Genomic DNA, 23710 nt, shown 5'->3' on the forward strand with positions numbered 1-23710 from the left:
AACGAAAAGAAAAACGCTGGGCGTTTTATAAATGGATAACGATTATCGTTTTTTCGGGTTTAGCCATGGTTGGGTGGTATTGGTATAACATTCTTTGTATATTTTTTTTCTTTAATTCACCACCTCCTCTTTTTGGAGAGTATGGCCGGTGGGGCGCAAGGTATGACAATGCTTACGCGATGCACATTATAGGGAATAATCAATTGCTCCTACCATTGTGGTTTTTGATAGTTGTTATCCTTGGGTTTTGGATTTTTTCTTTCTCGCTTGAAATAAGCAACTGGTTTTTAAACAAGGCCGATTGGGCAAAACGAATAAAAATGATTTTTTTATTTGGGTTGTTTATAATTATTATCTATACGATGTCCTATTATACTAGCGATATCTATCATCGAGCAGGGTATTTAAAGTCCATGGAAGAGGGCATTATGTTGTTGCCGGTTGCTATCATTAATTCGATTTGGGAAATGTTTTTTGACATATTCTATTATTTTACTTTTACAATAAACGAACCGGCATAAAAAACTGGGCGCGGCAAATAATCCACAACTTTTTTGCTGGTGGGTAATTGTTTTTGCTATTAACCGGCGCAAAACGCCGTGCGGTTATTTATTTTTCTTGGCGTCGTTCATTGCCGCCGCGGCGCGGATAAGTTCGGCGAAGGAAGATTCGTCCAATTTATCCCCGTCGTGCAAATCGATCGCGCGGCGCATATTGCCGTCTAGGCTGGAATTAAAAATCCTTGCCGGCGCGGGCAGGGCGTCTTGCAACGCCGCACCCTTGGCGAAGGTTACCTTCACAATGTTTTTATATGTTTCGCCGGTGCAAACAATACCATTATGTTCCCACACCGGCACGCCGCGCCATTTCCATTCCTCGGTTATTGTTGGCACGGTTTGTTTTATAACCGCGCGAATCCGCGCCAACATATCGCCGCGCCAATCGCCCAATTCTTTAATTCGGCCATCGATAAGCTGGGAAGGCGACAAGCTATGGGTTTGATTTTCTCTCGCCATAGCTTGCCGCCCTCTCCCTCGCTTATAATACTATCATTCTTGCATTATTTACCAACGCTGTCCAGCCCGAGGTAACGTAGCGCGAGGTAAAACAACGCGCCCATTGCCCCAGCGGACGGAATGGTTAAGCACCAACATATAAGGATGGTTTTGACAATCGACCAATTTATTTTGGCATTTTTTTCGATAGAGCCAACGCCCACGATGGCCCCAGTGATGATGTGCGTGGTCGACACCGGTATACCCAGGCTGGAACTGGTGAACAGCATAATCGACCCACCAAATTCGGCTGAAAAACCACCGCGCGGTTTTAAGTCGGTGATTTTATAGGCCAGGGTATTGATGATACGCCAGCCGCCAGCCAGGGTGCCAAGTGCTATGACCAGAAAACTAACCATCGCCACCCAATAGGGGATGCCGTCGGCCGCTTGCATATAGCCGCCTGATATGAGGATAAGGAAAATTACCCCGGCGGTTTTTTGCGCATCGTTTGTGCCGTGGCCAATGCTGTAAAGGCTGGAGCTAAGAATCTGGCCAATACGATAGGCCTTGGCATTGTCTTTAACCTTTGGCAATAGGTATTGCAGGGCGAACGATATTAATGCCGCCAAGATAAAACCAATCATCGGGCTGATGATGATGAACAGGGCAATTTTGCTTAAGCCGCTCAACAACACAACCGACAGGCCGCCCTTCATAATGGCCGCGCCAACCACACCGCCAATCAACGCATGGCTGGACGATGATGGTAAACCATACCACCAGGTTATCATGTTCCAGGCTATGGCCCCTGCCAACGCCCCGCCGATGACCGCAAAATCAACCACCGATGGGGTGACCATGCCCTTGCCGATGGTCGCCGCGACATGCAATTGAAACACGAACAGGCCGATAAAGTTAAAGAAGGCCGCAAGCAAGATAGCCGTTCTCGGTTTTAGCGTCCCCGTGCCGATAATGGTCGAAACCGAATTGGCGGCGTCATGAAAACCATTGGTGAAGTCAAATGCCAGGGCAATGCCAATCAACACAATGGTCGTGAGAAGTATAATATCCATATTTTTACCTTTCGTAAATTATTAGGATTATCCTTGTAGGGTTGAGTTAGAGGTTGCGGTGGAAGGTTTTTCGTTGTTATTTGAATTATGTTTTTGTCGTTATAGCATGTTGACGCTATTTATTGTGATTTATCTTGCCCAATTATTGTAACCGATTCGCCACGTTTGCGTGCGATAATGAGTCGGGATATATTATTCGTCAACATTTCGCCCGCCCTTTAAAATTTATTCCCCCTAATGTCAAGCGAAAATTTGGTTTTTTTATCATAAAGATTTATAAATCTTGCGCGGTGGCATGCGGTGGCCATATAAAAAACTTATTTTTTGTGGTAATGGCTGGGTATGAAATTCCTCGACGAAGCAAAAATCTATATCAAGGCCGGCGATGGCGGCGACGGGGTGGCGGCCTTTCGCCGCGAAAAATTTATCGAATTCGGTGGGCCATCGGGTGGTGACGGCGGGCGCGGTGGCTCGGTCTTTATCAAGGCGGTCGAGAACCTAAATACCCTTATCGATTATCGTTACCAACAACATTTTAAAGCGAAAAAGGGGCAAAATGGCATGGGGCGTGATAAATATGGCCGCGCCGCCGACGACATCACCCTGTTCGTGCCGATAGGCACCGAGGTTTACGCCGAGGACAAAGAAACCTTGCTCTGCGACCTTAATACAAAAGACATGGTGTTTCAGGTCGCCAAGGGCGGCAAGGGCGGCTTGGGCAACCTGCATTTTAAATCATCGACCAACCGCGCGCCGCGCCAATTTACACGCGGCGTGGCGGGCCAGGAATTGTGGGTATGGTTAAAATTAAAAATCATCGCCGATGTTGGGCTGGTCGGTATGCCCAATGCCGGGAAATCGACCCTGTTGTCGGTGTTGTCGGCGGCGCGGCCAAAAATTGCCGATTATCCATTCACCACCTTGATTCCCGCCCTGGGCGTGGTGCATGGCAAGGAATGGAATCTGGGTGATTTGAATTTTGTGATTGCCGATTTGCCCGGGCTGATTGAGGGTGCGTCCGACGGGGTGGGGTTGGGGACAAGATTCCTGGCCCATGCCGAACGGTGCAAATTGTTGCTTCACCTGGTGGCTATCGATGGCAACGACCCATTAAAAAATTATAAAATGATTAGGCAAGAAATAAAATCTTACAGCCCGGCAATGTTTGAAAAGCCCGAAATGGTGTTGTTGTCGCGCGGCGACACGGTCGATGACGCCACCGCCAAAAAAATTCAACAGCAATTGGCAAAGAAAATTAAGCAACCGGTGTTGGTGATATCGTCAAAAACCCGCCACCATTTGAAGGAATTGGTGGTTGCCCTGGCGCAACATATTCCGCGCCGCACAGCGGTTTAAAAAACGCGCGTTTTTAATTTCACCCTGTTGAAATAAAAAAGGGGCGGTTGTTGCCAACCGCCCCCTTGTCCCTAGTTTTTTTATCTCTTCTAAAAAACGTTAGGAAAAAAAACTCGATGTTATTTTTTTAAAAACATTGATAAGAAATAAGCCCAATGGCGATAAGAATCGTAGCGGCGTTATAAGCCCACGCAAAATGATAGATTTTTCGTTGGAGAAAATAACATCGAATATGGCCACGCTGAGGGCGGCGATTTCGATAAACGGGCTAAGGATTAATTTATAAAGTATATTATAAATTAATTTGATATTTTTCATAATTGTCCCTTTCTGAAAAATAGTAGATAGTAATAAAACAACATCGCTGTTGCTTTATCATGGTGTAAAAGTAGCTAGATTCTCCCTGTGCGTCAAATCTTTTTTACCTTTTTTTTCTTTTTTATGTTGATAATTTTTGGCTGTTACCCGAATCTCAATCATGGATGGCAGTGTTGATATCGTTTGATTACCAACACTGCCATCCGGATTGTGACATAATTATAAAGACAAGAAATGGCTTTTGTTGCCCTGTTCGTTGCCTTTGGTTTAGAAGTTAACCCCGAAGCCAGCACCGAGGAAGATGGCGACTGGGCCAGCTTTTGTGGTGACGCCATCGGCGTAGGTAACATTGTTAAGCTGATGGATGTATTTCAAGCTTACATCAGCATGGATGAGACCATTGTCGTATTCCACCGCCATCTGTGGTGCCAAAATGGCGCCAACGCGATTGTTATTGTTGGTTTCGCTGGTGGGGCTATCCGATTGTGGCAGAAGGACGGCGTTGGCATTCGCACCCTTGGCGACTTTCACAGCCAGGCCCGACGCAACCAAGGCATCCAACACCGCGGCTTGCGTGCTGTTGGCCGCAATCGCCGAATGGATGCTATATGGGATTTCAATGACATTGCCGCCCGCTGTACGTGGGTCGGTCAAGACACTTCTAATCGCACTGATGGTTGGCGTGCTCGATGTCGCGATAGCCAATTGGTTCAGGAAGTTGGTGAACTTGGTTGCGTCCACCGACGTGCCCGACACGATTTGGCTAACCCAAGCATTGGCCGAGGCCTTTTCATAGCCGACGGTGGCGCCATTCACCGGGGCCGAAACGGCCGAGGTGATGATATTGCCGTTCAACCATTGGCTGGCCGGCACGACACCATAAGATAATTTACCACCCGTTAAGAGGGAGGTTAATTTGCTCTTGATGGTCGCGTTTTGCGATGCCAAGGCATTGGCATTGGGGTTTGCCCCCGAACCGACCGTTGCGGTGTAGGTGTTGTATGGAATAACCGTCGCGTTGTCGATAATATCGGCACCGTGATTAATCGCCACCAATTGACCGAGCAGGGAGATTAAACTATCCACCGTCCCGACATAGGGGTTAAGGTTCGCCACATGTTGATAGCTAGCCGCAATGCCGCCCACCGTAACCGGTGCGCTGACAAACGCGGGGTTTGTCCATTGGTTGGTTGGCACCGCACCCAATGTAACCGCGCCGGCCAATTTGCCATTCAGCGTGTTGGTCGTGGCCGTGCCATTGATGGCGTTGGCCAAATCGGTTTGTTGCGCGGCCGACAATAGCGTATAAACATTATACGGGATAGTAGCTGGTGCGCCGCTGACCGCAATGCCGGTGCCGTTGAATTTCAAGACATTGAGCAATTGCGTCAGGAAGGTTAAGCTAGTCGCAGCCGATTGGCTAAGGCTCGCATTCAAGGTCGCCTGCGTCAAGGGGACAAGGGCATTGCCACCGGCCGGGTCGCTCGACACGTTAGCGCTCGACCAATTTAACCAATCGGTCGGTGTAGCCTGGCCAAAGGCCAGGTTGGCTGACCCAACCTTGGCTTGCAAGTTTTTCAAGAAGACTTGGTCGGCCGCTGAAAGTTGGCTGTAGACGCTGTAGGGAACAATCGTCGTCGAGCCGCCGTATAGAGTAAGTTTTGAACCAGCGGCGTTAATGAATTTAGACAATTGCTGGATATCCTTGGTATTACCAAGCATTGAAGCCCACATTGACTGAAACATAACGTTGTTACTGGTCAATGTTTGAAATTGATCGCCAGCTTGGCGGATCAAATCTTCTACAAGGATAACGGTATTAGTTTTGCCATGGCCGAGATAGATGTCGTTATTCGCATCATTCAGCAGCCATACCCAAAGGGCTTGAGCAATCTTCCCTGAGCCGCTCTTATAGGTTGGAGACCAACCGTTAGCTTGCATCTGTTCCAATTGATTGGCAAGAGAGCCATCAAGTGACGCCCAACCACCCTTAAGAGTTGACAAATTATTATATGTTACCGGGGTAGCAAATATATTGTCCTTACATTGGCTGGCATGGGCCCCGGCACTGTCGCCAAGGCTGTCATATACTTCTTGCCCGAAGCAATTGATTGTCGTTTTGGCGTTGGTGTCTTTAAGGGCAACCGCTGAGGCACCAGTGCCCGCCGGGCTGGTCCAATTAAAGGCCGCGCCGTTGGCAACCCGAACCGGGGCATTACCACCATTGCTGGTCGCATTGCCACCATTGCTGGCGGCGGCGCCATTGCTGGCACTGATACCGCCCGACACGCCGGCCGCTTTCCAACTGAGGTCAGAGACACTAACCCCGACGCCAAGCCCAAAACGCAGGCCCCAATTTTTGGCTTTATCAAGCGTCAAACGATAGGACGGGGTCAGGGTAATAACATGGTATGGTGAGCTAAAGTTATATGGGTTGTTACCGATGGTGCTTTGCCAACTATGATTAAGCCCCAAATAATCGGCCGCCAGGCCCCAGCCAAGGCGGCTGGTGTAACCCAACGACAAGCCATAGCCAAAGCCAGACGAGCCATTTGATTTGCTGGCCGTGACGCCATTTGGCGCGGTGACGGCACTGGCAAAATTGTAAACATAGCCCAAGTCGGCTTTTAACAATAATTTGCCATCAATTTTATCGGCCAACATGTTGGTGTTTGGCTTGATATTTTTATTGGCGGCGCGTTCAGCGGCGGCTTGGCGTGCGTCGTCGGCGGCGTCTGCCGCGGCTTGCCTTGCATCAGCCGCTTTTTCGGCGGCGGCACGTCTCGCTTCAGTGGTTTTTTCAGCGCGGTCGGCGGCGGTGGCGTTGCTCGCATTACTATTGATGAAGCTGGTTGGGGTGGCCGATTTGCTAATTTGCGTTGGTTGCGCACCAGGGCGCATTGTTTGCACCGCTGGCGCACCAGCAGAGCGCATTGGTTGCACCGCTGGCGCGGGCTTATCGGTTGTAACCGACACAACTTTTAACGATTCCTTACCATTTGGCAATTTGGTCGTAGCAACCTTGACATTAACATTGTCAGGATAATTTGCTTTATCACCATATTTTTTTTCAAAATCACCATTTAATACATGGTTCAGCCAGGCGAGAATGGCGGCCTTAACATCGGCCAGGTATTTGCCATTCTGTTTGGTCAGGTTATAGGTTTGGGTCGTGCCCTCTTGGCCCTGCATCATGCCGGCCGACAGAATTAATTGTTGCGCATTTACAGCCCATGGGGTGAAGGCCGCCATGACGCTGAGCGAAGTCCCCAGCATGAGATAGGCCATGCGTGGGTTTTTGATTTTTGTAATTTTTTTCATCTTAGTGTCCCCCTAAAGATTTAATATTGTTGTTTTGCTGGCCGACCATCGCCGCAATGGTTTGCGGTTTTTAGGTGATGGCGGTAACAAATACCGATGTCAGGACGTAAGTGAAAACAATGATTCAACCGGAGCCATGGCCCGATAGGCCACAGCACCCGCACCACGCCAATAATATTGGCGTTTCGGGTATAATACGACCGGTATAACCAGCACGTAGGAGCGATTGAATGGATATTGTCCCCATTTTTTGTCCCTTTGTTTTTTTATTCACAATAAAAAATTACTTTTTCATGCGAATACTTGGTTTATACTATGTTTAAGAGTATTTGTCAATATTATTTTTGTTTTTTTCTACTAAATAATTGCAAATACTTGATAAATGATTGTAAAAAAAAATTATCCAATTATTTATAATAGCATTGGCGGGACAAACCCGGTGATAATTTTGCAAAAAATAGACCAGAACGGGCCAGATAAGCCTTTGCCGACCGTGGCTTTAGGCTATTGTTGGTGGCTAAAAGCGATGGTTTTTAGGCGTTGTAATTATGTTGCGCGCCCGCACATCGATTAAAAATATAAACAACTTTAGATAAGCACGGCGCGGTATTTTTCAAAATCCTCAAGCGCCTTACCCGCGCCACGCACCACGCATTCCAATGGATTTTCAGAAATCAGCACCGACAGGCCCGATTCCGCGCTGATATAACGGGCGATGTTACGCAATAACGCGCCACCGCCGGTTAGCATAATACCGCGATCGACCAAATCGGCGGCTAATTCGGGCGGGGTGGCCTCCATGGCTTTTTTTATCGCCTCGGCAATTTGCCGCAATGGCTCCTGCAGGGCATCGGCCACTTGGTTTTCGTCGATTTCTTCCTCCAATAGGCGACCCTCGTCAACTTTGCGGCCCTTAATTTTCATGCTTTGAATCGGTTCTTTCTTCGCATGCCATGCCGTGCCGATGTTGTGTTTGATAATTTCGGCGGTCGCCTCGCCAATTACCATGCGCATTTTGCGCCGCACGTAATCGATAATCGCCTCGTTCATGCGGTCACCCGCCACCCGCAACGACGCGGCATAAACCAAACCGCCCAGGGAAATCACCGCAACCTCGGTCGTGCCACCGCCGATGTCGACAATCATCAAACCGCTGGGGTCATTAACCGGCAAATCCGCGCCGATGGCGGCGGCCATTGGTTCCTCAATCAGGTAAACACGTCTTGCGCCGGCCGATTCGACCGATTCTTGAATAGCGCGCCGTTCGACCGGTGTCGCGCCCGATGGCACGCTGACGACGATAAGTGGGCTTTTTAAAAAATGGGTTGGCACCACCTTTTTCATGAAATATTTTATCATCGCCTCGGCGACTTCAAAATCGGCAACCACACCATCGCGCAACGGGCGAATGGTGACGACGTCTTCGGGCGTTTTGCCCTGCATTCTTTTGGCTTCCTCGCCGACCGCCTCGACCACTTTACGGCCGCGAATGTCGCGCACCGTGACGATAGATGGTTCGTTTAGGACAATCCCCTTGCCACGGATATAAATAAGCGTGTTGGCGGTGCCGAGGTCGATGGCGACGTCGGTAAAAAACATATTTGATAACTTTTCCAAGAACATTTGCAATGACTACTAGCTATTTTTTACAGGGTTTTCAAATCAAAAGTTAAAATTTTTTGTTGTTTTATACGTTATTGCAATAATATATTGCAATTTTTGTTGTTGCAGTGCCTCTTGCAATTTTCTTACCATATTTTGTCCCACGCCATTTTTAATGCCTTGTCGACATCGGCCATGGTGGCCGGGTTATGCAACGCCCGAACCGACGTCACACCATAGCGCGAGTCAGAAATTCCGCAAGGGATAATTCTGTCAAAGGCGCGCAAATCAGGACAGATATTAACAGCCACCCCGTGGCTGGCGACCAACTTGGCATGGTTATTAACGCGCGATGGCGACAGCCGCACGCCAATCGCGCAGATTTTATTGGCGATGATTTGTTGCGGGGTGGGTTGCTCCGCAACCCAGTTGTTTTGGTTGGGCGCTGTTGGCACCCACAGCCCAATTTTGTCTTTGTCGTCGGGTAGGAATGTTTCGATGCCAATAATTTTTAGCGCGCCCTGCACCCATTTTAACAAACGCTGGACGTAATCATGGGCGTGCAAACCGCGCGCCGTGATATCCATAATCACATAACAAACCCGTTGCCCCGGGCCGTGCCAGGTTGTTTGCCCGCCGCGACCGGTGGCAATGATGGTGGTGGGGGTGGTGGCGGCGTTGTTGGTTGTTGTGGCGGTTTCAATTTTTAAATTCTCGGCGGGGGCGGTGTCGGCGACGGGCAACCCAGTGCCGATGGTGTAGGTCGATGGATGTTCCAAGCACCAAATCAAATCACCCGCCGTGCCGTTTTTTATGGCGTCCACCCGTTGGTTCATCGCCGCCATGGCATCGTTATAATCAACCGGCGATTCGCTGATTTTCCATTCTATTTTATTCATAATAATCAATTACTTGCAATAATATAGCGCGCGGTTTTTTTTGTTAGATGGCGCAAATGAAATGGCTGTTTTTCGCGCCAACCTTGCCATATGCCATGGTCATGGTCGCGCCGTCGAGGGGCGCAGGGTTTTTGTCGATGGGAAGGAGTGTACCGCCAAATGGCGCGATAAGGGCGTGGCCGGCGGCAATATCCCATTCATAACTTGGCGCGGTGCGCGGGTAATAATTGGCGGTGCCGTCGAGCAGGGCGAAGAATTTTAACGCACTGCCACGGCGGGCGACGCGTGTAATTTTTTTGCCAAGGATTTTTTCAAAACGCTCGGGGTAGGGGTCGCTGGGCGATACAACAATCGCGACATCGGGTAATTTTTTTGGTTGGCTTATTTTTTGTAATTTTTTTGCCGGGTCGGAAAGCGGCGCGGCCATGTCACCCGCGCCATCATAAAAATAAACGCCAGGCTTGCCCCCCAGGTAACCGCTGTTGATGGTTGGTTGCCAAATCGCGCCAAAGGTTGGGCGGCCATGTTCGATAAGGGCAAGGCTGATGGAAAATTCGCCGCTTTTTTTAATGAATTCTTTGGTGCCGTCCAACGGGTCGAGCAAGAAATAATTATCCGCCGGCGGGAACTTGTCGGCATCAAAATCTTCCTCGCTCACCAATGGTATCCCCGGGTAATATTGCGTTAATATGGTTTTAAAAATTTCGTGTGATGCCATGTCGGCCGGCGTGACCGGGCTGTTGTCGGGTTTGGTGGTGATGGTGGTGGTGGCTTTTTGATATTCGGCCATGATGGCTTGGCTGGCCATAAGCGACGCACCCAATATTATTTCCAACATATTATCCATGGTCATCATCGTTAGGCTGACACACCGCGCTTGTCAATGGTCGTCAATGGTCGTCAATGGTTGTCAATGGTTGTCAATGGTTGTCCCGGCTTGTCAATCTTTGCCAAGCGGCGTGAATTATTTCTGTGGGTAGGGCGGTAATACCCTCTTGACAAAGCGCGAAATTTGGCTTAGCGTTCGGGGATGGCAAAACCAGCAACCATCCGCGTTAAATTGGTCAGCACGGCTGACACCGGTTTCTATTATGTGACCACGAAAAACCCGCGGCAAACCACCGAAAAATTGGAATTTAAAAAATACGACCCGGTGGTCAGAAAGCACGTTGCCTTCAAAGAATACAAAATTAAATAATTATCATCGATTATATCGCTGATTGATTCTTGATGAAGATATATTTCATCACCTTTGCCAATAAAACTGGGTCATTGCTTCATCCGCCAAGGTTTTCGGTTGACCGCATTGTTGCCGAGGCAACAGCATCGGGTTATTTTGATAGGGTGCTGGGATTTTCGGAAAATGACCTTGATAAAAAATTTTGGGCAAAGCACCAAGAATTTATTTTATCGCACCCGCGTGGTTTTGGTTATTGGTTGTGGCGGCCGCAATTGGTGTTGCAAACATTGGCAAAAATTGATGATGGCGATATGGTGGTTTTTGCCGACGCCGGTTGCACCATCAACGCCGGCGCGGCGGCAAAAAAACGCATGGCCGATTATATCGATATCGTAAAAAAATCGAAAAGCGGCATATTATCCTTTCAAATAAAACAATTGGAAAAACATTGGACGAAGAATGATTTATTGCTCGCCCTCAAGGCTGACGACAAAATAAAAAACAGCGGGCAATTATTGGGCGGCGTGTGGTTGTTAAAAAAATGCGCCGCAAGCATGGCCGTGGTGCGCGAATGGCGACGCATCGCCGAAAGCGATTACCATTTGATAGACGACAGCCCGTCGCGCAGTAAAAACGATGCGGGGTTTTGCGAACACCGCCACGACCAATCGATTTTTTCTATCCTGCGCAAGCAAATCGGGACGGAAATTTTGCCCAATGAAACAGACAAAGATTTATACAATGACACACCAATCATCGCCACCAAGTTGCATAAAAAATATTGGTTTCGTTGGTTGCAAAAATTAATTGCAAGATAAAAAAAATTTAAGCTGGTTGCCGCGTGGCGGCCTCAGCAATTGTTAAGCAGGAAAGATTCAGGGCGTGAATCGGTTTTGGCATATATACCGCCAGCAGGTTATAAATTTTGCGTTGCCGGTCGATTCTGCTTAGGCCGATAAAATCATCGCTGATAATGGTTACGATAAAATGGGTTTGCCCGCTGTGGGTTGTGTCGCCCGCTTGGCTGGACTCCCTTACGCCGGCGTGGCCGGCATGGCGCGCCGAATCGTTGACAACTATTATGTCGCGCAATGGGTCGCGCACCGCCATGCCATTGCTGATGGTGGCGCGGATAATATCGACCATATTGTGGGTTGAATTTTTTGAGCTGGTGTTGGCCATGAAATTTTTATATTATAGGGTTATAACATAAAACCATCCCATTATGAATATTCATTTTAATCATTCCTTGCCGAGCCAATTTAATACCCGGTCGAACCATCAAAGCGATGCGGGCAATAATGCCGAGGGCAAAATGCCCGACCGGTCGTGCCACCACGCGGGTTGCACCGCGGCGGGGGTGCACCCGGCGCCGCAATCCAAATTGCGGCCCAAACCATATTTGTGGTTTTGCAAACAACATATCGTGGTTTATAATCAACAATGGGATTGGTATCACGGCATGACATCGGCGCAAATTGTCGATGACCAATTGGCCGATTTGACCTGGCGGCGGCCAACCTTTGCGATGAAGGATGGATTGCATCGGCCGCAGGCCAATGTGGTGTTGGACGACCCATTGCAATTGCTTTATCATATTATCAAAACCGATGAACCGGCGGTGGGCGGTGCGCCGAAAAAAAATAATGTTCGCGACCCCGACGCGGTGGTGGTAACTGGTTCGGCGGCGGCGGCGTTGCTGGTGTTGGAATTGCAAAACCCGGTCAGCCTGGCGATGGTTAAGGAAAGTTATCGTCGTGCCGCCATGACATTGCACCCCGATAAGGCCAAAACCGATTCCAAAAAAATCATTGCGCAAAAAACCAAGGAGTTTCAAAAAATCAACGCGGCCTATCAAGAATTAAAAAATTTCTTTGCCTTAAGAAAATAATAACCTCATGCCGATTATTTGCAATCGGTGCTTGCGGGGTTGGTGGTTGTCTGCTAAAGATTAGTGAACATTTTATTTTTTTACCTTCCAGCTCATTCTAAATAATTCATGTCAAATTCTGCTAACGCCACCGCCGCCAACAACGCCGATAAGGGTTCTGTAACCTCGGTTGATTTTAACCACGCGGCGTCGCCGCTTAACGCGCCGGATATTAAGGTTTCGGTCAAGCAAGTTTTTGGTATCGACAGCGATTGGCAAGTGCCGGCCTTTTCCAAGGGCTCCGATTACGTGCCCGATATCGACGAGGCCTATATTTTCGACCACGACACCACCCTGGCCATTTTGGCGGGATTTGCTTACAACCGCCGTGTCATGGTGCAGGGTTATCACGGCACCGGCAAATCGACCCATATCGAGCAAGTGGCGGCGCGGTTAAATTGGCCATGCGTGCGCGTCAATTTGGATTCGCACATCAGCCGCATGGACCTTATCGGTCGCGATGCGATTGTTATCAAGGATGGTAAGCAAGTAACCGAATTTCGCCTGGGGATTTTGCCCTGGGCATTGCAAAGTCCGGTGGCTCTATGTTTCGACGAATATGACGCTGGCCGCCCCGATGTGATGTTTGTTATTCAACGGGTGTTGGAGCAGGGGGGCAAATTGACTCTGCTCGACCAGTCGAAGGTTATTCGCCCGCACCCATTTTTCCGTTTGTTTGCCACGGCCAACACCATTGGGCTTGGCGATTCGTCCGGCCTTTATCACGGCACCAACCCGATTAACCAGGGGCAGATGGATCGTTGGTCGATTTTAACCGTGCTGAATTATTTGCCGGCCGAAAAAGAACGGGCGATTATTGCCGCCAAGGTGCAGGGGTTGAACAATGACAAGGGTCGGGCGCAAATTGCCGCCATGGTCAAGGTCGCGGAATTCACCCGCACCGGATTTATCGCCGGCGATATTTCCACCGTCATGAGTCCGCGTTCGGTTATTTCCTGGGCGGAAAATGCCCTGCTGTTTAACGATGTCGCCTTGAGCTTCCGCCTGAGTTTTTTAAATCGGTGTGATGAGACCGAGCGACCGATAGTTGCCGAATATTTTCAAAAGGCATTTGGCATCGATATGAAAACCGCCATCTTGCCGGCGGCGCAGGCGTAAGGGCCAGGCACCGATGTTGGGGGGATATTGTTGTATGGAATAACCACGACCAACATTAAATTCCATTGCTCGCCAAGATTATAAGGCCTATCATCGAACAACAATTTTAAAAAATAAAGCGAATCACCCGCAAATAAAAAAAACAAAAAACCAATGAAGAATCATGGCGAAAAACCAAATGAACTTTTAAAACGCCGCGTCGCGGCGGGGTATCGCGCCCTGTCAAAAAACCCGCGGATGAAGGCGCATTTTCAAACCGGCGGCAACCAGGTCGACGGCGACAATGTTATTTTGGCCTCGCCCCCCTTGGCCAGCACGCCCGAGCAACTGGCGGCGCAACGTGGTGCGGCCGATTACCTTGCGCTTGAACAACGTTATCATAATAAAAAACTCCACGCGCGGTTGATGCCCAATGGCGAGCAGGCCGCCGAATTGTTCGATGCGTTGGAGGATGCGCGTTATGTCGCCCTCGGCGCGGAGTATTTAATGGGCGTGCAACAAAACCTGAATGCCGATTATGAAAAAATGTGGTTGAAGCAGGGCGTGAGCGATTTGAAGATGGATGAACAAGAGGCTTATATTTGGGCGGTGAATCTTTACGCGCGAAAAGAATTTGGCATGGCCGAGGTGCCGCCCTGCGCCGCCGCGCTTTACCAATATTGGTTGCCGCAATTGGAACAAAAAATGGGCACGGCGATGAAAAACCTGGCAAGTAAAAAACGTAGCCAGCGCGAATTTTCGCGTGCCTCCCTCCAATTTTTGAAGGAGCTTCTCTATCAAGGCAAAGACCATGATGACATGGAGGAAAAAAACGGCAAGGAGGAAGAGGATGAAAATCCACCGATGGATTTGCCCGAAAATCAAAACAGCCAAGACGGCAACCAAGATAACAACAGCGAGGACAGCCAACAAAACGACCAATCGGGCGATGAATTGACCGACGAAATGGGCGGCGAAGAAATGGACGAGAATGATTTGGGCGAGGGCGGCCTGGATAGCTTGGCGTTAAAAAATGAGGAGGAGGAAGAATATTTCCCCGAGCATGATTTAAGCAACGTGCCGCGCGAACCATTTTATAAAATCTTCACCACCGAATATGACGAGGTTATAACCGCCGATAAATTAAGCGATAGCGCGGAGGAGATTGAAAAATTGCGCGTGCAATTGGATGAACAGATGAGCCACCTGGTGCCGATTATTGGCAAGCTGGCCAATCGGTTGCAACGGCGGTTGATGGCGCAACAATTGCGCGCTTGGGATTTCGATTGCGAAGAGGGGCAGTTGGATAGCAGTCGCCTGACGCGGATTGTCACCGACCCATTGCAGGCTTTGGCATTTAAAATTGAAAAGGAAACAAAATTTAAAGACACGATAGTCAGCTTACTGATTGACAATTCGGGGTCGATGCGCGGTCGGCCGATTTCAATCGCCGCCATCAGCACCGATATTTTAACCCGCACCCTGGAACGTTGCCAAATCAAGGTCGAAATTTTGGGCTTCACCACCAAGCGGTGGAAGGGCGGCGAAGCGCGTGAAAAATGGTTGCGCGACGGCCGCGCCGAAAAACCCGGGCGGTTAAATGACCTGCGCCATATTGTTTACAAATCGGCCGATGAGCCCTATCGCTTGGCGCGGCGTAAAATATCGCTGATGCTGAAAGATGGTTTGTTGAAGGAAAACATCGACGGCGAGGCATTGATGTGGGCATATAACCGCTTGCGCAAAAGGAGCGAGGAGCGACGCGTGTTGTTGGTTATATCCGACGGTGCGCCGGTGGATGATTCGACCCTGTCGGTGAACGAGGGGAATTATTTGGAACGGCACCTGCGCGATGTGATAGATTATTTGCAAACCCGCGCCGATGTTGAATTGTTGGCGATTGGTATTGGCCACGATGTAACCCGTTATTACAACCGCGCGGTGACCATCACCGATGCCGACCAATTGGCCGGCACGATTATGAAGGAATTGGAAATTCTGTTTTCGGATAATTTGAAAAACGCGGCTTAAGAATCGACTTAAATACTTGTCTGTAACTGTGACAGCTAGTAAATAATAAATCGATAATTTTTGAAAAGAATAAATTTATGTATGAATACATTCTAATAAAAGTATTATTTTATCAATACAAGTAAACGATAGATAGATATTAAAACTATTAACGTGGTTATGTTACGATTTTATCCCCAACTTTTTAGCTTTTTTTAAAAAATGGCTTTAAGCAGTATTTGTAATAATGAAATAATTTGCTAAGATGATTCGTCCAACTAGGTGTTGTCCCCACCTAGTTGGACACTTTCTCCTTTTTTTGTTGGTGTTTTTAATTGCGGCAATGCTTGTTCGCGTTGGCCATGCGCATGAAACTCATTCTTGCATAAATTCTTCTTTTTACTTGGTGCCGCTGTTGACGGGCTTAGGGTTGCAGGGGTGGGCACAATGTGGCGACAATGTGGTTACAATGAGTTACAAGGGGGGCGACAATGGTGGGGTTAGGGGTAAAACGAATCGCCGCTTGCCATCAGCATAAGTATTAAAAAAATTTTTTCTCCCTTAGATTTCTAGCAGTTGCAAGCCCGCCCATCATCATCTATAAATAAAACATGTCCATCAGTGCGGCCGTTACCTCGGCCGATTTTGTTATTATTGGCTCGGGGAGCAGTGGCTCGGCCATGGCCCACCGCCTGTCGGAGGATGGGCATTACAGCGTGTTGGTGTTGGAATATGGCGGCGGTGATAAGAGCGTGCTTATCCAAATGCCATCGGCTTTATCCTATCCCATGAACATGCCGAAATATGATTGGGGTTATAAAACCGAGGCCGAGCCATTTTTGGGCGGGCGGCAATTGGTAACACCGCGTGGCAAGGTGATTGGTGGGTCGTCGTCCATCAACGGCATGGTGTTTGTGCGCGGCAACCCAATGGATTACGAGGGATGGAAAGAGGCCGGGGCCGATGGCTGGGGTTATGCCGATGTCTTGCCCTATTTCAAGCGGATGGAAGAAACCAAGGACGGCGATGATGCCTATCGCGGGCGGCATGGGCCGTTGCATGTGCAATATGGTCGTTTAAAAAACCCGCTCTATCGCGCCTTCATTGCCGCCGCGGCCGAGGCCGGTTATCAAACCACCGACGATTACAATGGCTACCAACAGGAGGGTTTTGGCGCGATGGAAATGACGGTTAAGGGCGGCAAGCGGTGGTCATCGGCGACCGCCTATTTAAAACCCGCGCTGAAACGAAAAAATTGCCGCCTGTTGAAATGTTTTGTGCGCCGAATTATTTTTGACGGCACCAAGGCCATCGGCGTCGAGGTTATGAGCCGTGGCAAGATAGAAATTATCAAGGCCGACCGCGAGGTTATATTGGCCGCTGGTTCCATCAATTCGCCAAAAATTTTATTACAATCGGGGGTCGGGCCGGCGAAGGAACTGCGGCCATTGGGCATTAATGTCGTGGTCGACCGCCCGGGGGTGGGAAAAAATTTGCAAGACCATTTGGAAATTTATTTGCAGGCGCAATGCAAAAAACCCATCACCATCAATCGTAAAATTGGCCTGTTATCGAAGGGCATTATCGGCGCCGAATGGTTGTTTTTAAAAAGCGGCCTGGGCACGACCAACCATTTTGAATCCTGTGGCTTTATCCGCTCGGACAAGGGTGTGCCATACCCCGATATTCAATATCATTTTTTACCGGCGGCGATAAGATACGATGGCAAGGCGGCCTTCCCGGGTGATGGCTTCCAGGTGCATGTCGGCCCGATGTTGTCGCCATCGCGCGGCGAAATCACCTTGCGCTCGGGCGACCCGTCTGCACCGCCAAAAATTTTGTTTAATTACATGTCGCAAGATTACGATTGGCAAGTGTTCCGCAAGGCGATAAAATTGACGCGCGAAATTTTTGTCCAACCGGCACTCAAGGATTATTTCGATGGCGAGGTCAGCCCCGGCTCCAATTATCAAACCGACGATGAATTGAATGGCTGGTTGAAGGAGCATGTCGAGAGTGCCTATCACCCATCATGCAGTTGCAAGATGGGTCGCGCCACCGACAAGATGGCGGTGGTCGACAGCGATTGCCGCGTCATTGGCACCAGCAATTTGCGGCTGGCCGATAGTTCGATATTTCCGCGCATCACCAACGGCAATTTGAACGGCCCGTCGATTATGACCGGTGAGAAAGCCGCCAGCCATATTTTAAATAAAAAATTGCCGCCGCTCAACACGCCTTTTTATCAACATCCGAATTGGCAAACCGCACAACGTTGACATGTCACCAGAAAAAATTGCCGTGGTTGGGGGGGGCATTTCTGGGTTAAGCCTGGCCTTGGCCTTGGCGCATGCCACGAATGGGTTTTCGGTTACGTTGTTTGAAAAGAAAAAACGCCTGGGCGGGCACAGCCGCACCCTGAAATTAAAAGACAGCCAAACAAAAAAAACGGTGGCGGTTGATACCGGTTTTATCGTTTACAACGAAGTTAATTACCCCGAATTAACAAAATTATTTTCCTATCTTGGCATTGCAACCCAGGAAGCCAAAATGAATTTTTGGTATCATTTGGCGGAAAAAAAATACAATTTTAATAGCTACAAAAAATTTCGCGACCCGTGGAATTTTATAAACCTTAGCCATTACAAATTATTGCTGGAGATTTTTTTCTTTCAAGCGCGCGCGCGAAAAAACTATCAAGGGATTGATAGCAATGCCTCCCTGGCGCAGTGGTTGGATGAGTTGCGCGCCAGCCCGATGTTGCGCAAACGATTTATTTACCCGCTGGGTGCGGCGATTTGGAGCATGCCGATAGATAAAATAGAACAATACCCGGCGCGTTATTTTGCGCAATTTTTTTTTAATCACGGGTTGTTTAAAATATCGGCGACCGTGACATGGCGCACTGTGGTCGGCGGGGCGATTGTTTATGTGGAAAAAATAAAAAAGAAATTATTATCCTTTGGCGGCAAAATTATTGATGGCGATGGTGTTGTCATGGTGGAAAAAAAACCAGACGGCAAATTGTTGGTAAAAACCACGTCGGGCAAGGCGGAGCTGTTCGACCGCGTGGTGTTTGCCTGCCACAGCGACCAGGCCCTGGCGATGCTTGGTGCCATCGACCACCCGGCGAAAGAATCCTTGGCGATGATTGATTACAAGGCGTCAGATGTTTTTACCCATCGGCAGACGGATTTTTTGCCGAGCAAGAAAAACTTTTACGCCTGTTGGAATTTTTTTGAAACCGCCGGCAAAACCACCATGATCTATTGGATGAACGCCCTGCAATCATTAAAAACGCGCGATAATTTTTTTGTTACCCTGAACCCGCTGTCGCCGCTTGCAACCTATGACGACCGCACCATTATGGAACACCCGCAATATAATTTATCAACCGCCGCCGCACAGCAGGGTATCAAATCGGCGCAGGGGGTCGATAATATTTATTTTTGCGGCGCCTATTTGGGTTATGGTTTTCACGAAGATGGAATTAAAAGCGCGGTGGCCCTGTTGCCCTATTTCAAGGCATCGACACCATGGTGAAGAAAAAAATAGCCGCGCAACATTATTTTATGGTCGGTCGGGTTTTTCACAAACGTCACGGCACGGCCGATGCGCCGCAGGAACATTTTTTGGCCTATCGCCATTGGTGCGGTTGGCTGACGATGCAGGATAAAATAACCCAGCCCATTCTGCCGCTATTTTTTATTTTTCGCCGGCTGTTTCAATTTGCGGCAAAAGATTACGGCGTTAGCCAAGATGAAAATGGTGAGAAGAAACAGGAGAGGGATATTTACCGCGCGATGCAACAGCTGTTACGGCGCGAAATAAATTTCAACGCAAAAAAAATATCATTGATAAGCCAGGGCAGGGTGATGTTTTATGTTTTTAACCCGGTGAGTTTTTGGTTGGCGTTCGATGAGAAAGATATATTGCGCGCCATTGTGGCCGAGGTGCATAACACCTACGGCGAGCATCATTATTATTTATTATATAAAAAAAACCTTACGGCAATAACAAACGGCGATGTTTTTACCGCCGATAAGCAATTTCACGTCTCGCCATTTTACGACCGCGTCGGGTCTTATCGTTTTGCATTTTTGATGGATGAGAAAAATTTTTCAGCAAATATAAAATTATTTTCGCCAGGCCGCAGGTTGCAACTTGATACCGGCATGGCGATGAAAAAAATGCCGATGAATAACCGCAACGCCGGTTGGTTGTTGTTGACCATGCCGTTGCAACCGATGAAGGTTATTTTCACCATCCACCTGCACGCGCTTTATTTATTTATAAAAAAAATTTCTTTTCGCCGCAAACCCAAACAATTGGTTACCAAAATCACCCATGGCCAGGTGGTGGCTTAAAAGATGAAACAAGGTTATGAAAAAGAATAAATATCTGATTGTGAAAAAGACGATTTATTGTTATAGCGGATGAGCATGAGTAAAAAAATTTCAACCGCCTGGCAAAAGAAACTTGCCAAAAAATATGGCGGCAAAAAAATATGGCTAATCGGCGGCTCGCGCGGCATGGGGTTGGAATTGGCAAAAATTTTGGCCCATGCCGGGGCCGATGTTATAATATCGGCGCGCAGTGACCCGGCCCATACAAACTTTCCCCATCGCTTTATTCCGCTTGATGTCAGTGATTTAAAAAAATTAAAAAAAACCTGTCAGGCGCAAAAAAATTTGGACGGCGTGATTTACATGTCGGGCATTCATAAGCAAACCCTGGTCGCTGATTTGCAGGAAAAAGATTTATGTGATATCGTTGCCGTCAATATACATGCCCCAACCTTGGTTGCAAAAATTATGACTCCGGCCTTAAACAAACGTGGTGGTGGTTTTTTTGTGGTGTGCGGTTCGCTCACTAGCTTCATCGGCGCGCCGCTGGGGCAACCTTATTCGGCGACTAAGGCTTATTTAAAAAACTTAACCGAGAGCGTGGCGTTTGAAAATCGTAACATGTGGGTGCATTTGTTGGCGCCGGGTTTCGTGCGCACCGAATTGGTGAAGCAAATCACCATGCCGATGCCGTTCACTATCGAGCCTGAGGAGGCGGCGTTCGAATTTGCCAAGCGCATCATGGGGCCGAAGTTGGTTATTGAGTTTCCATTTATCATCACGCTTTTCCCAAAATTGTGGCGCGTCACCCCATTGTTTGTGAAAAAAGCAATGTGGCTGATGACAAGGAAAAATTTTTTAACCCAAAAACATTAATCAATTAAAACATGTCGCTTTTTTTTAAAAACAAGAAAATTTGGGTTATCGGCGGGTCGCGCGGTATCGGCCTTGGCCTGGCGAAGGAAATGGCGCGGCGCGGCGCGAAAGTTATTGTGTCGGCGCGGCGCGATGCCGTCGAAAAATTTCCACATGAATTTATTCCGTTGGATGTCACCGACCGCAAAAAATTAAAATCATTGTGCGAAAAAATGGATGTCGACGGCGTGGTTTATAGCTCAGGGATTTTAGAGCCCAATTATGTTAGTGATATGGACGAAGAGCATTTGCAAGAGTTGATAGATATTAATATCTTGCCGGTGGCCTTGCTGGCTTCCTACATGGGGAAAAAAATTGAGAAGCGGCGCGGCTTTTTTGTTTTGATGGGGTCGGTGGCTGGCGTCGTCGGGGTGCCGTTGAGCCAGCCATATGCCGGCGGTAAGGATTTTGTAAAAAACTTTGCGGAGAGCGTTGCCGTCGAATTTCCCAAGATGACAACCCATTTGGTGACGCCGGGTTACGTGCGCACCGAGATGATTAGCGGTAATAATTTTGGCATGCCGATGGTTTATTCGGTGCGTAAGGCGGTTGATATTATTACGTTTGGCATCGTGCGCAAAAAATTTCATATTGTTTTTCCCTTGCCGGTTTATATCGGCATGTGGGTGATAAGGTTAGCCCCGGTATTTATCAGGCGGCAATTTTGGAAATATTTTGCAAAACATATTGTTAAACCAAAAAAACCCGTAAAAAAAAAATAACCTAAAAAGAAACAGCGAGGGTAAGATGGCCATCAATTTTTATCAAAAAAAAATCTGGCTGATTGGCGGGTCGCGCGGCATGGGGTTGGAATTGGCGCGGCAATTAATTTCGGCCGGTGCGGCGGTTACCATTTCGTCGCGCCAGCCGCCAAAGGGAATCGATAAAAAAACCTACCGCTTTGTCGCGCTGGATGTTGCCGATGATAAGGCGTTGAAAAAAACCTGCAAGGACTTGCAACCGCTCGATGGGGTTATTTATATGCCCGCGCTTTATGAACCCGGGCCGATTGTGGAAATCGACGAGGATTTTTTGGCGGCGATGACCAAGGTGAATATGCAGGCACCAACCATGTTGGCAAAATACCTGGCCCGACATTTGGAACAACGCCGTGGTTTTTTGGCGATCTGCGGGTCGCAGGCCGGCGAGGTTGGCTTGCCGTTGGGTCAGCCCTATTCGGCGAGCAAGGCCTACCTGAAAAATTTTTGCCAGAGTTTGAGTGTCGAGCACCCGGGGTTGACGGTGCAACTTATCGCGCCCGGGTTTGTTAAAACCGATTTAACCGCCAAGAACAAATTTGCCATGCCGTTTGTTATGACGGCCGAGGCCGCGGCGGCGTGCATTATGCGTGGCATTAAACGGCAAAAGAATATTATCATTTTCCCGAAACGCTTGACGTGGATTTTAAAAACCTGGGCGATATTGCCATTGGCGATAAAAAAATTATTGTGGCGCAAGCGGTAAACTTGTTTTTTATTTTAGTGCGGTTTTCTGGCACTTGTCACTAAGCGATAGACCTGCTAGGCAGGATGAAATGGGCGGCCATGGCGGAATTGGTAGACGCGCAGGGTTGAGGTCTCTGTGGTAGTGATATCGTGGAAGTTCGAATCTTCTTGGCCGCACCATTTTTTTTTATATAATAAATATCATGCTCCCAACTCGGTATTACCCCAACACGCGTTTGCGCCGTTTGCGCGGCAATGCCGGTTGGCGCGATTTGGTGGCGGAAAATACCCTGACGCCGCGCGACCTTATCTTGCCGCTGTTTTTGCGCGCCGATGATGATGCGGCGGAGATTGCCTCGCTCCCCGGTGTGATGCGCCATAAAATTAGCGACCTGCCGAAAATTATTGACGCCGTGGCGTCAGCGCAGATAAAGGCGGTGATGTTATTTCCCAAAACGCCCGACGGGTTAAAAACCGACGACGGGGCCGAGGCCTTGAACGAAAACAATTTGGTTGGCCAGGCGATAAAAAAAATAAAATCGCACAACAAAGATATATTGGTGATTACCGATGTCGCCCTTGACCCCTACACCCGTCATGGCCACGACGGGTTGATAAAAAATGGCGCGGTGGTGAATGACGAAACGGTTGATGTGTTAACCGCGCAGGCGTTGTTGCTGGCGCGATTGGGTGCCGACGCGGTGGCACCGTCGGACATGATGGACGGGCGAATTGGCGCGATTAGAAAAAAATTAGAAGCCGAAAAATTCCACAACACGATTATTATAAGTTATGCCGCGAAATATGCCTCGTGCTTTTACGGGCCGTTTCGCGACGCCGTGGGGTCGGGCCAATTGTTGCAGGGCGATAAAAAAACATATCAAATGAATCCGGCGAACAGCGACGAAGCATTGCAAGAGGTCGCGTTGGATATTGCCGAGGGCGCCGATGTGGTGATGGTGAAACCGGCCCTGCCGTTTTTGGATATTATTCAGCGGGTGAAGCGAGAATTTTTGATGCCAACATTTGCCTATCAAGTATCGGGCGAATATGCCATGTTGATGGCGGCGGCCGACAAAAAATGGCTTGATGGTGAACGGGCGATGGTGGAATCCCTGCTGGCGATAAAACGCGCCGGCGCGGATGCGATAGTTTGTTATGGCGCGTTACAGGTTGCCGAAAATATAAAAAAATTAGGGTTGTAAAATTGCGGCGCGGG

Annotated in this window: 22 protein-coding genes and 1 tRNA gene; 15 read left to right on the forward strand and 8 right to left on the reverse strand. The window is 48.6% G+C overall.

All coding sequences use genetic code 11. The features are described 5' to 3' along the window. Positions 1 to 521, forward strand: a 521-nt coding sequence (locus tag QM529_04895) for a hypothetical protein (GenBank protein ID MDI9313994.1), incomplete at its 5' end; no start/stop codon positions are given. Positions 522 to 605: 84 nt separating this feature from the next. Here QM529_04895 and QM529_04900 read toward each other — a convergent pair. After that, positions 606 to 1016 (reverse strand): DUF1801 domain-containing protein, encoded by a 411-nt coding sequence (locus tag QM529_04900; protein ID MDI9313995.1) that lies wholly within the window; start codon positions 1014 to 1016, stop codon positions 606 to 608. A 44-nt stretch (positions 1017 to 1060) separates the two neighbouring features. After that, positions 1061 to 2071 carry an inorganic phosphate transporter gene (locus QM529_04905; GenBank protein MDI9313996.1) on the reverse strand — a complete coding sequence of 337 codons (1011 nt, stop codon included), beginning with the start codon at positions 2069 to 2071 and terminating at the stop codon, positions 1061 to 1063. A gap of 342 nt (positions 2072 to 2413) precedes the next feature. Between QM529_04905 and obgE the strand changes: the two genes are divergently transcribed. Beyond that, positions 2414 to 3427 carry a GTPase ObgE gene (gene obgE / locus QM529_04910; protein MDI9313997.1) on the forward strand — a complete coding sequence of 338 codons (1014 nt, stop codon included), beginning with the start codon at positions 2414 to 2416 and terminating at the stop codon, positions 3425 to 3427. A 99-nt stretch (positions 3428 to 3526) separates the two neighbouring features. Here the strand turns inward: obgE and QM529_04915 are convergent, their stop codons facing one another. The 5 genes from QM529_04915 to QM529_04935 form a co-directional block, all read right to left on the reverse strand. Continuing rightward, positions 3527 to 3745 carry a hypothetical protein gene (locus QM529_04915; GenBank protein MDI9313998.1) on the reverse strand — a complete coding sequence of 73 codons (219 nt, stop codon included), beginning with the start codon at positions 3743 to 3745 and terminating at the stop codon, positions 3527 to 3529. 267 nt (positions 3746 to 4012) lie between these two features. After that, a complete protein-coding gene (locus tag QM529_04920; protein ID MDI9313999.1) occupies positions 4013 to 7066 on the reverse strand; it encodes a hypothetical protein in 3054 nt (1017 codons plus the stop codon). 588 nt (positions 7067 to 7654) lie between these two features. Next, positions 7655 to 8689: a rod shape-determining protein gene (locus QM529_04925; protein ID MDI9314000.1), complete on the reverse strand. Its 1035-nt coding sequence runs from the start codon at positions 8687 to 8689 to the stop codon at positions 7655 to 7657. Between the two features lie 125 nt (positions 8690 to 8814). Next, positions 8815 to 9567, reverse strand: a complete 753-nt coding sequence (gene lipB, locus QM529_04930) for a lipoyl(octanoyl) transferase LipB (protein ID MDI9314001.1) — start codon at positions 9565 to 9567, stop codon at positions 8815 to 8817. Positions 9568 to 9610: 43 nt separating this feature from the next. Beyond that, positions 9611 to 10414: an inositol monophosphatase family protein gene (locus QM529_04935; GenBank protein MDI9314002.1), complete on the reverse strand. Its 804-nt coding sequence runs from the start codon at positions 10412 to 10414 to the stop codon at positions 9611 to 9613. Positions 10415 to 10597: 183 nt separating this feature from the next. Between QM529_04935 and rpmG the strand changes: the two genes are divergently transcribed. Both rpmG and QM529_04945 read left to right on the forward strand, forming a co-directional pair. Next, entirely contained in the window at positions 10598 to 10765 is a 168-nt protein-coding gene (gene rpmG / locus QM529_04940) for a 50S ribosomal protein L33 (protein MDI9314003.1), read from the forward strand. 32 nt (positions 10766 to 10797) lie between these two features. Next, a complete protein-coding gene (locus tag QM529_04945; GenBank protein ID MDI9314004.1) occupies positions 10798 to 11565 on the forward strand; it encodes a hypothetical protein in 768 nt (255 codons plus the stop codon). A gap of 7 nt (positions 11566 to 11572) precedes the next feature. Here the strand turns inward: QM529_04945 and QM529_04950 are convergent, their stop codons facing one another. Then, positions 11573 to 11929, reverse strand: coding sequence for a BolA family protein (locus QM529_04950; protein MDI9314005.1), 357 nt, complete (start codon positions 11927 to 11929; stop codon positions 11573 to 11575). A 43-nt stretch (positions 11930 to 11972) separates the two neighbouring features. On the opposite strand from QM529_04950, the gene QM529_04955 reads away from it, so the two are divergent. The 11 genes from QM529_04955 to hemB all read left to right on the forward strand — a co-directional run bounded on the left by QM529_04955 (position 11973) and on the right by hemB (position 23696). Next, a complete protein-coding gene (locus tag QM529_04955) occupies positions 11973 to 12638 on the forward strand; it encodes a J domain-containing protein (GenBank protein ID MDI9314006.1) in 666 nt (221 codons plus the stop codon). A gap of 108 nt (positions 12639 to 12746) precedes the next feature. Continuing rightward, on the forward strand, positions 12747 to 13796 hold the full coding sequence (gene cobS / locus QM529_04960) for a cobaltochelatase subunit CobS (GenBank protein ID MDI9314007.1): 1050 nt from the start codon (positions 12747 to 12749) through the stop codon (positions 13794 to 13796). Between the two features lie 153 nt (positions 13797 to 13949). Continuing rightward, on the forward strand, positions 13950 to 15806 hold the full coding sequence (locus QM529_04965; GenBank protein ID MDI9314008.1) for a hypothetical protein: 1857 nt from the start codon (positions 13950 to 13952) through the stop codon (positions 15804 to 15806). 590 nt (positions 15807 to 16396) lie between these two features. Continuing rightward, positions 16397 to 18064, forward strand: a complete 1668-nt coding sequence (betA, locus tag QM529_04970; GenBank protein ID MDI9314009.1) for a choline dehydrogenase — start codon at positions 16397 to 16399, stop codon at positions 18062 to 18064. A 1-nt stretch (position 18065) separates the two neighbouring features. Continuing rightward, positions 18066 to 19328 (forward strand): FAD-dependent oxidoreductase, encoded by a 1263-nt coding sequence (locus QM529_04975; GenBank protein MDI9314010.1) that lies wholly within the window; start codon positions 18066 to 18068, stop codon positions 19326 to 19328. Further along, on the forward strand, positions 19322 to 20152 hold the full coding sequence (locus tag QM529_04980; protein MDI9314011.1) for a DUF1365 domain-containing protein: 831 nt from the start codon (positions 19322 to 19324) through the stop codon (positions 20150 to 20152). Before QM529_04975 ends, QM529_04980 begins: the two co-directional genes overlap by 7 nt. A 75-nt stretch (positions 20153 to 20227) precedes the next feature. After that, entirely contained in the window at positions 20228 to 21007 is a 780-nt protein-coding gene (locus QM529_04985; GenBank protein MDI9314012.1) for an SDR family NAD(P)-dependent oxidoreductase, read from the forward strand. Between the two features lie 11 nt (positions 21008 to 21018). After that, positions 21019 to 21768: an SDR family NAD(P)-dependent oxidoreductase gene (locus QM529_04990; protein MDI9314013.1), complete on the forward strand. Its 750-nt coding sequence runs from the start codon at positions 21019 to 21021 to the stop codon at positions 21766 to 21768. Positions 21769 to 21793: 25 nt separating this feature from the next. Then, positions 21794 to 22510, forward strand: a complete 717-nt coding sequence (locus QM529_04995) for an SDR family NAD(P)-dependent oxidoreductase (protein ID MDI9314014.1) — start codon at positions 21794 to 21796, stop codon at positions 22508 to 22510. 74 nt (positions 22511 to 22584) lie between these two features. Continuing rightward, positions 22585 to 22671, forward strand: a tRNA-Leu gene (locus QM529_05000). Positions 22672 to 22694: 23 nt separating this feature from the next. Continuing rightward, positions 22695 to 23696 carry a porphobilinogen synthase gene (gene hemB, locus QM529_05005; GenBank protein MDI9314015.1) on the forward strand — a complete coding sequence of 334 codons (1002 nt, stop codon included), beginning with the start codon at positions 22695 to 22697 and terminating at the stop codon, positions 23694 to 23696. The last annotated feature ends 14 nt before the right edge of the window (positions 23697 to 23710 follow it).

The sequence above is a fragment of the Hydrotalea sp. genome, assembly GCA_030054115.1.
Classification (GTDB): Bacteria; Pseudomonadota; Alphaproteobacteria; order JASGCL01; family JASGCL01; genus JASGCL01.